Below are 13,593 nucleotides of genomic sequence, written 5' to 3' on the forward strand. Positions count from 1 at the left end.
TCGGCCGCGATTGTTGTTTTTCGCGTTAGCGCTACTGCTGTTGGCGTCGCTGTGGGCGTCATTGGCGTTTGGCCCGATCAACCTGCCTCTGCTGGATACGCTCAAAGCTGGCTTGAGGCTGATCGGACTGCCGCTGGCGGGTGACGGGCTGGCTCAGGCCGAACTGATTCTGGGCGAGATTCGTCTGCCCAGAACGCTGCTGGGCGTGCTGGTCGGTGCCGTGCTGGCGCTGTGCGGCGTGGCGATGCAGGGCCTGTTCCGCAATCCACTGGCGGACCCCGGCCTGATCGGTGTGGCCAGCGGTGCAGCGCTGGGCGCATCGCTGGCGATTGTCGGCGGTACCGCGCTCGTTGGCGGATTGCCCAAAGTGTTCGAGCCTTATGTTCTGTCGCTATTCGCCTTTATCGGTGGCCTCGGTGTAACCGCGCTGGTTTACAGCCTTGGTCGCCGTAATGGCGAAACTAATGTGGCCACCATGTTGCTGGCGGGCATTGCCTTCACGGCGCTGTCCGGTGCTGTTATTGGCCTGTTCACCTATCTGGCTGACGACGCCACGTTGCGCAGCCTCACCTCTTGGGGACTAGGCAGCTTGAACGGCGCGAGCTACGCCGGACTGTGGCCGCTACTGATCGTCACGGCTGCGGTTGCGTTGTGGCTGCCGCGTCGGGCAAGGGCGCTGAATGCGCTGTTGCTGGGGGAATCTGAGGCGCGACATCTGGGGTTTTCAGTTGAGCGCGTCAAAGCCGAGCTGGTGTTCTGCACCGCGCTGGGTGTCGGCGCTGCGGTGGCGGCAGCGGGGATGATCGGCTTTATCGGTCTGGTGATCCCTCATCTGGTGCGCCTGATGGTTGGCCCTGATCACCGTGTCCTTTTGCCTGCCTCTGCGCTTGCCGGCGCTTGCTTGTTGCTGCTGGCGGACTTGATTTCACGTTTGGCACTGGCGCCTGCTGAGTTGCCGATTGGCATCGTGACGGCACTAATTGGAGCGCCGTTCTTCCTTTACTTACTCGTGCGGGGGCGAACCTGATGTTACGGGCAGAAAACCTGGCCGTGCAGCGTGGCTCGACTACGGTGCTGGCGGATATCAATTTGGCGCTGCGTCCCGGCGAAGTCTTGGGCGTGCTAGGTCCTAACGGTGCTGGGAAAAGCACGTTACTGGGAGCATTGTGTGGCGAGTTGAAACCGAGCCATGGCCAGGTCTTGCTTGACCATCGTCCAGTGAATGACTGGGTGGGTGCCGAGCGGGCCAAATGCTTGGCGGTGTTACCGCAGACCTCTACGCTGAACTTTGCATTCCGCGTAGAGGAAGTGGTGGGTATGGGCCGCCTACCGCACGCCAGTGGCCAGGCACAGGACGCAGAAATCATCCGGCATGCGCTGGAGGCCGCTGATATTTTGCATCTGCTCGGGCGCAGTTATCTGGCCCTGTCTGGCGGTGAGCGTCAGCGTGTGCACCTGGCGCGGGTGTTAGCGCAACTTTGGCCGGCGGGTACCGAACAGGTGTTACTGCTGGATGAGCCTACTTCAATGCTTGATCCACTCCATCAGCACACAACCTTGCAGGCCACCCGCGCATTTGTTGCTAATGGCGCAAGCGCGTTGGTGATACTGCATGACCTGAATCTGGCCGCCCGTTACTGTGACCGCCTGCTGCTGCTCCATAATGGCCGTCCTCATGCCCTCGGCCGTCCGCAAGAGGTGCTGACGGTGGCCTCCCTGCAGGACTTATTCGGGCTTGAGGTGCTGGTACAACAGCATCCCGAGCGGGGCCATCCATTGATTGTGGCGCGCTGATCCAGCCAATATCCAGCCCATGCGAATGGGCTGTTTCATTAAACAAGGGCTAAGTATGCGTATTGCTTTATTGATGGTGCTGGCGCTGTTAACAGCTTGCCAGGCGTCACTGCCGGCTTTACCTCAGTGGCAGGGACGTGAAGCCTTGCAGCATGAGCAGTTAGGGAAAATCGTTGAACTGCGCACAGGCAAAGAGTTGACCCCGGAGCAGCTGCTGCAACGCTTGGTCGCCGCACCTAAAGTGCTGGTGGGGGAACGCCACGACAATCCAGACCACCACGCGTTGCAGCTCTGGCTGCTGAGGGCATTGGCTACGCAGCGGGAGCAGGGCAGCTTGCTGCTGGAAATGCTTACGCCGGATCAGCAAGCCAAGGTTGATGATGTCCGTGCACTGGCGGCACAAGGCAAAGCACCGCAAGACATGATCGGCGCACTGAACTGGCAGTCTGGTTGGCCTTGGTCGCTCTACGGCCCGCTGGTGCAATACGCGGTGAGCCAACCGTATCCGCTGCTGGCGGCCAACCTTGAGCGCCGCGAAGTGATGGATATTTATAAAAATATCCCGACGCTCACAGGCGAGCATTCGGTGGGTGCTGACGTGCAGGAAGGGCTGTTCGAGCAAATCCGCACATCCCACTGCAACCTCCTGCCAGAAAGCCAGCTGCCGGCCATGCTCGCCGTCCAGCAACAGCGCGACCGCCGCATGGCAAACGCTGTGATCGCAGCGCCACAACCCAGCATCCTCTTTGCTGGTGCCTACCACGTGCGCCGCGACCTCGGCGTACCGCTGCACCTACGCGATTTGCAGGCGGATGAAGGGTTACAGGTACTGATCCTGGCGGATGCGGGCAGCAAGGTCGCGCCTGAGTCGGCAGACTACGTTTGGTACACGGCTGCGCAGCCGGAGCAGGATCATTGCGCGAAGTTTCGGCGTTGAGATTGAGGTAGCAGGATGTATTAGCGATGACTTTAATGACGCCCGGCTTTGGCAGGGGGCAAGACTAAGGCGAGATGCCGCCTTTCAATGGAAGCAGCCTCGGCTGGGTGGGGACACGCCCTTGGCAATATTGCCAATAGGTGGGGGCGTCCAGGCCAATCTTGAATTGCATTTCAGAGTGCTAGGTTGCACTTCAAATGTGATCAAGACCACTTTCCCCTGGAGCTGCAACCATGGAACGACTGAGACATAGCCCCGACAGCCTTACATGCCGCAGCGAACGGACCGGCTTCTATTCGCAGGGCGTCTGGTGTGCTGCTACTTTGCATTGGCCTGCTAAGCCCAGCCCGCATGAATTGCCTGCCATTCTCATGGTTCACGGATGGGGCGGCATTCAGAACGCACTCACAGTGCCCTTCTATGAAGAGTTCACCCGCGCCGGGTATATGGTGATGACCTTCGATTACAGAGGGTGGGGGGACAGTGCAGGGCTTCCCCGTCAGGTTATTTCCGTGCGTGAACGCATGCGCGATGCAGACGCGGCGCTTGCGTTCTTAAAGTCCCAAGCAGGTATCGCCCCAGACAAAATTGTCATCTGGGGTTCTTCCTTCGGTGGCGGCCATGCGGTGGAGCTTGCAGCAGATCATCCCGAGTTGGCCGGAGTGATCGCTCAGGTCCCGATGTTGGATGGCTTGGCGACAGTGTTAGCAGTGCCGGTTCTTCGGCTACTCAGGTTTGGGTTATACATCTTGGGCGATCTGATCAAGCCCGGCCGCCCGGTTTACCTTCCGGTTGTGAGTAAGCTCGGGGATTTTTCATCAATGGACCGGGATGATGCCAACACAGCATTGCTACTGGCCGAGAAGAGTTTGCAGCGCAAGTACGACAATCGTGTCGCAGCGCGATCTTTGATGACCATGGGGCCTTACCGACCGATCAGGCGATTGAAAGATATTAAGGTTCCAACTTTATTGCTGGGTGCCACTGAGGACACAGTGGCGCCATTCGTAGAGTCCGCAATCCGCAGGATTAATAATCCCCAGATCACGGTGGAGACAGTCAAAGCTAACCATTTTGAACCTTATTTTGAACCCGCGTTTAGCGAGGTCATCTGCAAGGAACTGAGGTTTTTGAAAAGCCTTAACCTGTTGAAAGAGCAGAACTGGCAGGAGAGTGTCGCATAGTTAATGCGGGACTTAACTGCAGAGGACGGCAGTGGCGTATTACTAGAATGTCAGCGGATCGTTGTTTAGAAGATGGTCTGAAAGGACAAGGCTAAGTAAGTCCTGCGTGTTCCCGCTGCATGTTTTCAGATTACGTCAGACGAAAAAAAGGCCTTGCAATGCAAGGCCTTTCTTCAATTTCGTGGTGCCCCGGGGGAGACTCGAACTCCCACTCCTTTCGAAAACGGATTTTGAATCCGCCGCGTCTACCGATTCCGCCACCGGGGCACGATGGCGGCGCAGTATAGGGATGCCTTACGGGTTGGTCAATGCATTACGTGGCTAGATTTTACGTTTTCCGGTAAGCTTCGCGACCCTGCTAGATGACCTCCTGCCTGATCATGCGCGTTGCCGACTTCCATTTCGAACTACCAGACTCCCTGATTGCCCGCCATCCGCTTGCCGAACGGCGGGCTAGCCGCTTGCTGGTGTTGGATGGTCCGACGGGTGAGCTGGCCCATAAACATTTTGGCGACCTGCTGGAATACCTGCGTCCCGGTGATCTGATGGTGTTCAACAACACCCGTGTGATACCGGCACGCCTGTTCGGGCAGAAGGCTTCGGGCGGTAAGTTGGAAGTGCTGGTTGAGCGTGTGCTGGATACGCATCGCGTATTGGCTCATGTGCGGGCGAGCAAGTCTCCCAAGCCAGGCTCGGTCATTCTGATTGATGGCGGTGGTGAGGCGGAGATGGTGGCCCGACACGATTCGCTGTTCGAGCTGCGCTTCACTGAGGAGGTCCTGCCGCTGCTGGATCGTGTCGGTCATATGCCGCTGCCCCCCTATATAGATCGTCCAGATGAAAACGCTGACCGTGAGCGTTATCAGACTGTCTATGCCGAGCGTGCCGGTGCGGTTGCCGCGCCAACAGCCGGCTTGCACTTTGATGCTGAATTGTTGGCTGCGCTTGAAGCCAAGGGCGTTCAGCGCGCATTTGTGACATTGCACGTAGGCGCGGGTACGTTCCAGCCGGTGCGCGTGGAGCGTATCGAAGATCACCATATGCACAGCGAGTGGCTCGAAGTGAGCCAGGACGTTGTGGATGCCGTCGCCGCCTGTCGCGCGCGTGGTGGCCGGGTGATCGCCGTGGGTACAACCAGTGTGCGCTCGTTGGAAACAGCTGCCCGTGACGGCGAGCTGAAAGCGTTCAGTGGTGATACCGATATCTTCATCTACCCCGGACGTCCGCTGCATGTCGTCGATGCACTGGTGACTAACTTCCATTTGCCGGAGTCCACTTTGCTGATGCTGGTTTCAGCATTCGCGGGCTACCCGGAAACCATGGCGGCCTACAACGCTGCAGTGGATAACCAATACCGATTTTTCAGCTACGGTGATGCCATGTTCATCACCCGTAATCCCGCGCCACGCGGGCCAGAGGAACAGCTATGACACGCACCTGTCGCATGTCTTTTGAATTGTTGGCGACTGACGGCAAGGCCCGTCGTGGTCGTCTGACCTTTCCCCGCGGCGTGGTCGAAACCCCGGCCTTTATGCCGGTCGGCACCTATGGCACGGTCAAAGGCATGCTGCCCCGTGATATAGAAGGCATCGGTGCGCAGATCATTCTGGGCAACACCTTCCACCTGTGGCTGCGCCCGGGAACGGAGGTGATTAAACGCCACGGTGATCTGCATGATTTTATGCAGTGGCAAGGCCCGATCCTGACGGACTCCGGCGGTTTCCAGGTGTTCAGCCTCGGCGCGATGCGCAAGATTAAGGAGGAGGGGGTTTACTTCGCCTCCCCGGTAGACGGCGCCAAAGTGTTTATGGGGCCGGAAGAGTCGATGCAGGTTCAGCGTGATCTGGGCTCTGACATAGTGATGATTTTTGACGAGTGCACACCGTACCCGGCCGAGTTCGACGTGGCCAAACGCTCCATGGAGCTGTCGCTGCGTTGGGCCAAACGCTCTAAAGAAGCCCATGCGGATAACACTGCTGCGCTTTTCGGGATTGTTCAGGGCGGTATGCATGAAGAGTTGCGCATGCGTTCCCTGGAAGGGCTGAACGAAATTGGTTTTGACGGCTATGCCATTGGCGGTTTGTCAGTGGGCGAGCCGAAAGAAGAAATGATCAAGGTGCTGGATTACCTGCCGCCGCGTCTGCCGAGCGACAAGCCGCGTTACCTGATGGGCGTCGGTAAGCCGGAAGATCTGGTGGAAGGGGTGCGCCGCGGTGTGGATATGTTTGACTGCGTGATGCCAACCCGTAATGCCCGAAATGGTCACCTATTTATTGACACTGGCGTGCTGAAGATCCGCAATGCTGTGCACAAGCATGATGATTCGCCGCTGGATCCGACCTGTGATTGTTACACCTGCAAACATTTCTCCCGGGCATATCTGCATCACTTGGATAAATGTGGCGAAATGCTCGGTAGCATGCTCAACACCATCCATAACTTGCGCCATTATCAGGTGCTGATGGCTGGTTTGCGTGAGGCAATTCAACAGGGTACATTGGCCGCCTTTGTCGATGCCTTCTACGCCAAGCGTGGGCTTCCAACCCCTCCGCTGGATTGAACTCCAATCGAATCAAGACCCTTATAACAGGAGTGTTACATGAGCTTTTTTATTCCCGCGGCATACGCTGAAGGTGCTGCTCCGGCTGCTGGTGCTGCCGGTACTGGTTTTGAGTGGGTATTCCTGCTCGGCTTTCTGGTCATCTTCTACCTGATGATCTGGCGTCCGCAGGCTAAGCGTGCGAAAGAGCACAAATCCCTGATCGGCGGCCTGCAAAAGGGCGACGAGGTTGTTACCAGCGGCGGCATCGCCGGTAAAGTTTCCAAGGTTTCCGATGACTTCGTAGTAATCGAAGTGTCTGACACCGTTGAACTGAAAATCCAGAAAGTAGCCATTGCAGCATCTCTGCCGAAAGGCACGCTGAAGGCTATCTAAGCGACAGACTTTTACCATCGACGGGGCGCTATTTGCGCCCCGCTTCATAACGGGCGGTTCCATGCTGAACAAATACCCATTGTGGAAATACATTCTGATTCTTGCCGTACTGGCGATCGGTCTGATTTATTCCGCACCCAACCTCTATCCGGATGATCCTGCCATTCAGGTCAGTGGTGCCAGCACCGCGCTGAAAGTTGATGACACTGCATTGAGCAAGGCCAGTAACGCCCTTGAAGCAGCTGGCATCGCTGTTAAAGGCAGTGAGGTGAGCGACCGGGGCGGCCTGCTGCGTCTGACGCGCATGGCTGACCAGCTGCCGGCCAAGGACATTGTCCGCAAGGCCATGGGCGACGATTACGTCGTGGCATTGAACCTTGCGCCGACCACGCCGGACTGGCTGCGCTCCGTTGGCGCAAGTCCGATGAAGCTGGGCCTGGACCTTTCCGGTGGTGTGCACTTCCTGCTGGAAGTGGATATGGAAAAGGCCATTACTGCACGCTTGAAAGTGTATGAAAGTGAAGTAAAAACCCTGCTGCGTAAAGAGCGCATCCGCTACCGTACCCTGCCTGCGCAGGAGAACGGCTTCCAGCTGGGATTCGCCGACAGCGATGCGCTGGATAAGGCCCAGGTGCTGATTCGCAAAGAATTTACCGATTTCGATATGACCACTGCTGCTCGCGGTGGCCAGCAAGTACTGAGTCTTGCTCTGACTCAGGCTCGCCTCAGTGAGATTCGCGAATACTCGATCAAGCAGAACCTGACCACCGTTCGTAACCGTGTGAACGAACTGGGCGTGGCTGAACCGCTGGTTCAGCGTCAGGGTGCCAACCGTATTGTGGTTGAGCTGCCAGGCGTACAGGACACCGCAGAAGCCAAGCGTATTCTGGGTAAAACCGCGAGCCTGGAGTTCCGTCTCGAGGCTGAGATTGATGCCTCACGCGCCACCACAGAATCCTTTGGTTTCCGCCAGGAAGGCCGCCCGCCGGTTGCACTGGAGCGTAGTGTGATCATCACGGGGGATCAGGTAACTGACGCCCAGGCCAGCTACGACGAAAATGGCCGCCCGCAGGTGAACATCCGTCTGGATGGTCACGGTGGTGAGCTAATGTCCCGTGCTACGCGCAACAACGTGGGCCGCAGCATGGCGGTAATCTTCATTGAGCAGAAGCCGGTTACTCAGTACACCAAGCAGGTTGTTGACGGCGTTGAGCAGGAAGTAGCAGTTCAGTCGTTCAAAGAAGAGAAGCAGATCATCAGCCTGGCAACTATCCAGTCGCCGCTGGGTAGCCAGTTCCGTATCACCGGTCTGGATGGGCAGGGCGAGTCTTCTGAGCTGGCGCTGTTGCTGCGTGCTGGTGGCCTAGCTGCGCCGATGTACTTCGCTGAAGAGCGCACCATTGGCCCTAGCCTGGGGGCTGAGAACATCAGCAAGGGTATCGAGTCCACCTGGTGGGCGATGGTGTTCGTGTCGGTGTTCATCCTAGTTATCTACAAGTTCTTCGGCTTGCTGGCTACCGTCGCATTGGCATTCAACCTGGTGTTGTTGGTTGGACTGATGTCGGTGATCGGTGCCACGCTGACCTTGCCGGGCATCGCCGGTATCGTGCTAACGCTGGGTATGGCGGTGGACGCCAACGTGCTGATCTATTCGCGTATCCGTGAAGAACTGAACAATGGTTTGTCGGTGCAGCGCGCGCTCCATGAAGGTTTCGACCGTGCTTACTCCGCGATTATCGACAGTAACCTCACCACTCTGTTGGTGGGCGGCATTTTGTTTGCGCTGGGGTCCGGGCCGATCAAGGGCTTTGCCGTGACAATGTCGTTGGGGATTCTGACATCCATGTTTACGGCGATCATGTTCACTCGCGGCATGGTTAACCTGATCTTCGGTGGTCGTAACTTCAAGAAACTGTGGATCTGACCTATGGCCATTATCAAATCAACCATTCGTTTCATGGCGATTCGCAACGTTGCGTTCGCCATTACCCTGGTGCTCAGCGTAATCGGCTTGGGGGCATTGTTTGCCAAGGGGCTGAACTTCGGCCTCGACTTTACCGGCGGTACGCTAATTGAGTTGAAGTACGAGCAGGCAGCTGACCTGGAGCTGATCAAGCGCGAGCTGGGGCAGTCGGGTTATGAGGCTGTGGTGCAAAGCTTTGGTGCGACCACTGATGTACTGGTGCGTATGGCGGGCGATGATCCGCAGCTTGGCACCAAGGTGGCTGAGGCGCTGCGCAAGATTGATCCGGACACCCGCTTTGAGGTTAAACGCGTCGAGTTCGTTGGTCCGCAGGTTGGTGAAGAGCTGCGCGATCAGGGTGGTTTGGCTGCGTTGCTGGCTTTGGGCGGGATCATGCTGTATCTGGCTTTCCGCTTTCAGTGGAAGTTCGGCGTCGGAGCGGTGGCCTCGTTGGCGCACGATACGATCATTACTCTTGGAATCCTGGCGTTCTTTGAGATTCCGTTCGACCTCACGGTGCTTGCTGCTGTGCTGGCGATGATCGGTTACTCGCTGAACGACACCATCATCATCTATGACCGTATCCGTGAAAACTTCCGCGTACTGCGCAAGGCTGATCTGATCGAGAATATTGATGTCTCGGTCACTCAGACACTGCTGCGTACCATGGCGACTTCGTTTTCCACTGCGCTGGCACTGATTGCGCTGTTGGTCTTTGGTGGCGATACCCTAGCTAACTTTGCGCTGGCGCTGCTGGTTGGTGTTGTTGTGGGTACGTACTCCTCGGTTTATATCGGTGCAACCGTGCTGATTTGGCTGAAGCTGCGGGTAGAAGACCTGATTCCGCCAGTTGCTACCGAAGAGGTGGATGAGCTTCCTTGACTTAGTACGCTTAGTCCGTTTGTCGGCAAGGGGCCGGGTAAGTTGTGAACTTGCCCGGCTTTTTTATGCTCAAAGCTGGGCAAGGCAACTTTGTAGTTCAAGGAGCTTGAGATGAATAAATCAATGTTGGCGGGTGCTGTGTTGGGTGCTGTGGGTGTTACAGCTGGCGGCGCTGTAGCCACATACAACATTGTCAAGGCGCCTGAATATGCGCAAGTGCTGGCAGTGAAGCCGGTTATGGAAACCATCAAGACTCCCCGTGAGGTGTGCAAGGATGTCCCTGTTACGCGGCAGGCGCCGGTGAAGGATCAACATCAGATTGCCGGCACTGCAATCGGTGCTGTGGTGGGAGGTTTGTTAGGGAATCAGGTGGGTGGAGGCTCAGGTAAGAAGATCGCTACAGTGGCCGGTGCAGTCGGCGGTGGTTACGCCGGTAACAAGGCCCAGGAGCATCTGCAGCAGAAAGATACTTATACAACCACCGAAACCCGTTGCAGCACCGTTACCGATACCAGTGAGAAGTTGGTCGGGTATGACGTGAAGTACGAGCTGGACGGTAAGGTCAGTCAGGTGCGTATGGCGCAGGATCCGGGGAGGCAGATCCCGGTGCGCAATGGCCAGCTGGTACTGGCGGAAGAAACCTCGGCAGCAGCACCTGCGCAGTGAGAGCTTAGATGTCAGACATAAAAAAGCGCCCGTACGGGCGCTTTTTTATTGGGTTTCTCAGCGCTTCAGCGAAGCTGAAAGATGTGGCTGAATCGCTGTCAGTACCGCTTTGAAGCATTTGGTGTTGCCTGCAACGATCTGGCCTTTCTCAAGGAATTCGTGACCGCCACTGAAGTCGCTAACCAAGCCGCCTGCTTCCTGAATCAGAAGGGCGCCTGCACCCATGTCCCACTCGGACAGGCCAAACTCCCAGAATGCATCAAAACGGCCAGCTGCTACGTAGGCCAGATCTAGGCTGGCTGCGCCTGCGCGACGGATGCCCGCGGTCTGGCCAACCAAGGCGCGGAACATGCCCAAATAGTTTTCCAGGTTGTTCATCTGGCTGTCGCGGAACGGGAAGCCGGTACCCAGCAGGGCGCCTTCAAGGCTCTTGCGGTTGCCTACGCGCAAGCGGCGGCCGTTCAGGGCTGCGCCACGGCCACGGCTGGCGGTGAACTCTTCCTGGCGAACCGGATCCAGCACAACCGCGTGCTCCAGGCGGCCACGGTATTTGCAGGCGATGCTTACTGCGTAATGAGGAATGCCGCGCAGGAAGTTGGTGGTACCGTCCAGCGGATCAATGATCCACAGGTAGTCAGCGCCGTCGCCAGAGCCTTCGCTCAGGCCGCTTTCTTCACCAAGAATGCCGTGGTTTGGGTAGGCCTTGCGCAGAGCCTGGATAATCAACTGCTCAGCAGAACGGTCGATTTCGCTGACATAATCCTTCGCTTCTTTCTCGTCTACCGAAATAACGTCCAAGCGTTCGGTTGAGCGAAAGATCATTTCGCCGGCGCTACGGGCCGCGCGCAGCGCGATATTCAGCATAGGCTGCATGGAGGTTCACCTGGGGCTTTAAAGAAAGCCGATCATTCTATCAGAAAAGATAGATTTATGAAGTGCTGGGGATGGGCTGAATAGCGCAAGATGAACTGCTTCTGTAAGATTTGTGCCCCTGAACCCTGTTTGTGAGCGTCTGCGGTGCTGGAAAATATTCGTGTCGTCCTGGTTAATACCAGTCATCCGGGAAATATCGGCGGTGCTGCCCGTGCTATGAAGAACATGGGGCTGTCGCGTCTGGTGTTGGTTGATCCGGTTGAATTTCCCAGTTCTGAAGCCGTAGCGCGTGCCTCGGGGGCTACTGATGTGCTGGATTCGGCGCAGGTTGTGGCAACCCTTGAAGAGGCCTTGGTGGGCTGTAATCTGGTGTTGGGCACCAGTGCCCGTGATCGTCGCATTCCCTGGCCATTGCTGGATCCGCGTGAGTGTGGTGTCGCCACCTGTGAGCAAGCTGCGCAAGGCGGTGAGGTGGCGCTGGTGTTTGGTCGTGAGTACGCCGGGCTGACCAATGAAGAGCTGCAGCGTTGCCATTTTCACGTGCATATCCCGTCTGACCCTGAATTCAGTTCGCTGAATCTGGCTGCTGCGGTTCAGGTGTTGGCCTATGAGGTGCGCATGGCTTGGCTGGCAGCCAATAATCAGCCGAGTAAGCAGCAAAAATTTGAGGCAACCGCAGTGCACAGTTCGCAGCCGGTGACGGCGGATGAGCTGGAATCTTTTTATGCTCACTTGGAGCAGGCGTTGGTGGAGATTCGTTTTCTTGACCCGGCCAAGCCGCGCCATCTGATGACGCGGCTGCGGCGTCTATATGGGCGCAGTCAGGTGAGTAAATTGGAAATGAATATATTGCGCGGGATTCTGACCGAAACCATAAAAGCCGTGCGTGGCGAATTGCCGGGGCAGGAGAAAGCAGATGTTTGAGCGTATGCGTGAAGATATTCGCAGCGTATTTCACCGTGATCCGGCGGCGCGTAATGCCTTTGAAGTGGTGACCTGCTACCCAGGTTTGCATGCGGTTTGGCTGCATCGCATTGCTCATTCGTTGTGGGGGCGTGGCTGGAAGTGGCTGGCGCGACTGGTGTCCAACTTCGGTCGCTGGCTGACAGGTATTGAAATTCATCCTGGGGCCAAAATTGGCCGTCGTTTCTTTATCGATCATGGAATGGGCATCGTCATTGGCGAAACGGCCGAGATTGGTAATGACGTTACCCTGTATCAGGGCGTGACGCTGGGTGGTACCAGTTGGAATAAAGGCAAGCGCCATCCGACGCTTGAAGATGGTGTTGTGGTCGGTGCTGGGGCCAAGGTGCTGGGGCCCTTCACTGTAGGGGCTGGGGCAAAAATCGGTTCCAATGCGGTAGTCACCAAGGCGGTTCCGGCGGGTGCGACGGCAGTCGGGATTCCGGGGCGTATCATTGTTAAGTCGGATGATGAGCAAGAGGCCAAGCGCCAGGCTATTGCTGAGAAGTTTGGCTTTGATGCCTATGGTGTGGGGCAGGATATGCCAGACCCGGTTGCTCGGGCCATTGGTCAGCTGTTGGATCACCTGCAGGTAGTAGATGAGCGTCTTGAAGGCATGTGCGGGGCGCTTAAGGGGCTTGGTAGCGACTACTGCGCCGGTGAGTTACCGCAGTTGCGCAACGAGGATTTTGAAGGTGTTGTCAAAGAGGTTGCCAAGCCACAAGGCTGATGACGTGTGGGCGCACGTCTTGTTATGATATGCGCCCTTCATGCAGTCTAATCCCGACTAACGCAAAGGGTCTTATAGTTGACTTAAATGCTCGGGAATTGCATAATCGCAGCCTGTTGCGATCACGCGGTAATCCCTCATGCGATTAACCACTAAAGGCCGTTACGCCGTCACTGCCATGCTTGATCTGGCGCTGCATGCTCAGCGCGGGCCGGTTTCCCTGGCAGATATTTCCGAGCGACAGGGTATTTCTCTTTCCTACCTTGAACAGCTCTTCGCCAAGCTGCGCCGTGGCAACCTTGTTTCTAGTGTGCGTGGGCCGGGCGGCGGTTATCAGCTCTCCCGCGATATGCGCCGAATTCAGGTGGCTGAAGTGATTGATGCCGTCAATGAGTCGGTGGATGCCACGCGTTGTCAGGGGCAGGGTGACTGCCATGCTGGCGATACCTGTCTGACTCACCATTTGTGGTGTGATTTGAGTCAGCGGATTCATGAGTTTCTGAGTGGCATTAGCCTGGCTGATCTGGTTACTCGCAGTGAAGTGCAGGAAGTTGCCCTACGTCAGGATCAGCGCCGTTGCAATACTGCAATGCCGAACCTGGACAAGATTCAAACGTCCGCCGTTGATTAAGAGCTGGACGTAGGCCGATGGCCTGTACCTGATTA

General features: G+C 56.9%; 13 protein-coding genes, 1 tRNA gene and 1 pseudogene. 13 read left to right on the forward strand and 2 right to left on the reverse strand.

Translation table 11 applies throughout. The features are described from left to right. Positions 1-40: 40 nt before the first annotated feature. The 4 genes and pseudogenes from AO726_RS10585 to AO726_RS10600 all read left to right on the forward strand — a co-directional run bounded on the left by AO726_RS10585 (position 41) and on the right by AO726_RS10600 (position 3,915). A complete protein-coding gene (locus tag AO726_RS10585; protein WP_162491584.1) occupies positions 41-1,027 on the forward strand; it encodes a FecCD family ABC transporter permease in 987 nt (328 codons plus the stop codon). 47 nt (positions 1,028-1,074) lie between these two features. Continuing rightward, a pseudogene (locus tag AO726_RS10590) lies at positions 1,075-1,794 on the forward strand (heme ABC transporter ATP-binding protein); the annotation flags it as partial. Positions 1,795-1,849: 55 nt separating this feature from the next. Next, positions 1,850-2,731, forward strand: coding sequence for a ChaN family lipoprotein (locus AO726_RS10595; RefSeq protein WP_058068061.1), 882 nt, complete (start codon positions 1,850-1,852; stop codon positions 2,729-2,731). Positions 2,732-2,964: 233 nt separating this feature from the next. Then, a complete protein-coding gene (locus tag AO726_RS10600) occupies positions 2,965-3,915 on the forward strand; it encodes an alpha/beta hydrolase (protein WP_058068062.1) in 951 nt (316 codons plus the stop codon). A gap of 182 nt (positions 3,916-4,097) precedes the next feature. On the opposite strand, the gene AO726_RS10605 is transcribed toward AO726_RS10600, so the two are convergent. Next, positions 4,098-4,182 (reverse strand) — tRNA-Leu (locus tag AO726_RS10605). Between the two features lie 113 nt (positions 4,183-4,295). Here AO726_RS10605 and queA point away from each other — a divergent pair. The 6 genes from queA to AO726_RS10635 all read left to right on the forward strand — a co-directional run bounded on the left by queA (position 4,296) and on the right by AO726_RS10635 (position 10,361). Continuing rightward, entirely contained in the window at positions 4,296-5,345 is a 1,050-nt protein-coding gene (gene queA, locus AO726_RS10610; RefSeq protein WP_058068801.1) for a tRNA preQ1(34) S-adenosylmethionine ribosyltransferase-isomerase QueA, read from the forward strand. A gap of 14 nt (positions 5,346-5,359) precedes the next feature. Beyond that, positions 5,360-6,475 (forward strand): tRNA guanosine(34) transglycosylase Tgt, encoded by a 1,116-nt coding sequence (tgt, locus tag AO726_RS10615; protein ID WP_162491585.1) that lies wholly within the window; start codon positions 5,360-5,362, stop codon positions 6,473-6,475. A 39-nt stretch (positions 6,476-6,514) separates the two neighbouring features. Further along, positions 6,515-6,850: a preprotein translocase subunit YajC gene (yajC, locus tag AO726_RS10620; RefSeq protein ID WP_058068064.1), complete on the forward strand. Its 336-nt coding sequence runs from the start codon at positions 6,515-6,517 to the stop codon at positions 6,848-6,850. 61 nt (positions 6,851-6,911) lie between these two features. Continuing rightward, entirely contained in the window at positions 6,912-8,774 is a 1,863-nt protein-coding gene (secD, locus tag AO726_RS10625) for a protein translocase subunit SecD (protein ID WP_058068065.1), read from the forward strand. Positions 8,775-8,777: 3 nt separating this feature from the next. Continuing rightward, positions 8,778-9,695, forward strand: coding sequence for a protein translocase subunit SecF (secF, locus tag AO726_RS10630; protein WP_177330550.1), 918 nt, complete (start codon positions 8,778-8,780; stop codon positions 9,693-9,695). Between the two features lie 111 nt (positions 9,696-9,806). Further along, positions 9,807-10,361: a glycine zipper 2TM domain-containing protein gene (locus tag AO726_RS10635; protein ID WP_058068066.1), complete on the forward strand. Its 555-nt coding sequence runs from the start codon at positions 9,807-9,809 to the stop codon at positions 10,359-10,361. Between the two features lie 57 nt (positions 10,362-10,418). Here AO726_RS10635 and suhB read toward each other — a convergent pair whose 3' ends face one another. Continuing rightward, positions 10,419-11,234 carry a type III secretion system regulator SuhB gene (gene suhB / locus AO726_RS10640; RefSeq protein WP_058068067.1) on the reverse strand — a complete coding sequence of 272 codons (816 nt, stop codon included), beginning with the start codon at positions 11,232-11,234 and terminating at the stop codon, positions 10,419-10,421. 144 nt (positions 11,235-11,378) lie between these two features. On the opposite strand from suhB, the gene trmJ reads away from it, so the two are divergent. From trmJ to iscR, 3 genes are all read left to right on the forward strand, one after another. Continuing rightward, positions 11,379-12,158, forward strand: coding sequence for a tRNA (cytosine(32)/uridine(32)-2'-O)-methyltransferase TrmJ (gene trmJ, locus AO726_RS10645; RefSeq protein WP_058068068.1), 780 nt, complete (start codon positions 11,379-11,381; stop codon positions 12,156-12,158). Continuing rightward, positions 12,151-12,927, forward strand: coding sequence for a serine O-acetyltransferase (cysE, locus tag AO726_RS10650; protein ID WP_058068069.1), 777 nt, complete (start codon positions 12,151-12,153; stop codon positions 12,925-12,927). The genes trmJ and cysE overlap by 8 nt, the downstream gene beginning before the upstream one ends. A gap of 139 nt (positions 12,928-13,066) precedes the next feature. Further along, on the forward strand, positions 13,067-13,558 hold the full coding sequence (gene iscR / locus AO726_RS10655) for a Fe-S cluster assembly transcriptional regulator IscR (protein ID WP_058068070.1): 492 nt from the start codon (positions 13,067-13,069) through the stop codon (positions 13,556-13,558). The last annotated feature ends 35 nt before the right edge of the window (positions 13,559-13,593 follow it).

Origin of the sequence: Pseudomonas sp. TTU2014-080ASC, assembly GCF_001446935.1 — a bacterium.
In the GTDB taxonomy this organism is placed as follows: domain Bacteria; phylum Pseudomonadota; class Gammaproteobacteria; order Pseudomonadales; family Pseudomonadaceae; genus Aquipseudomonas.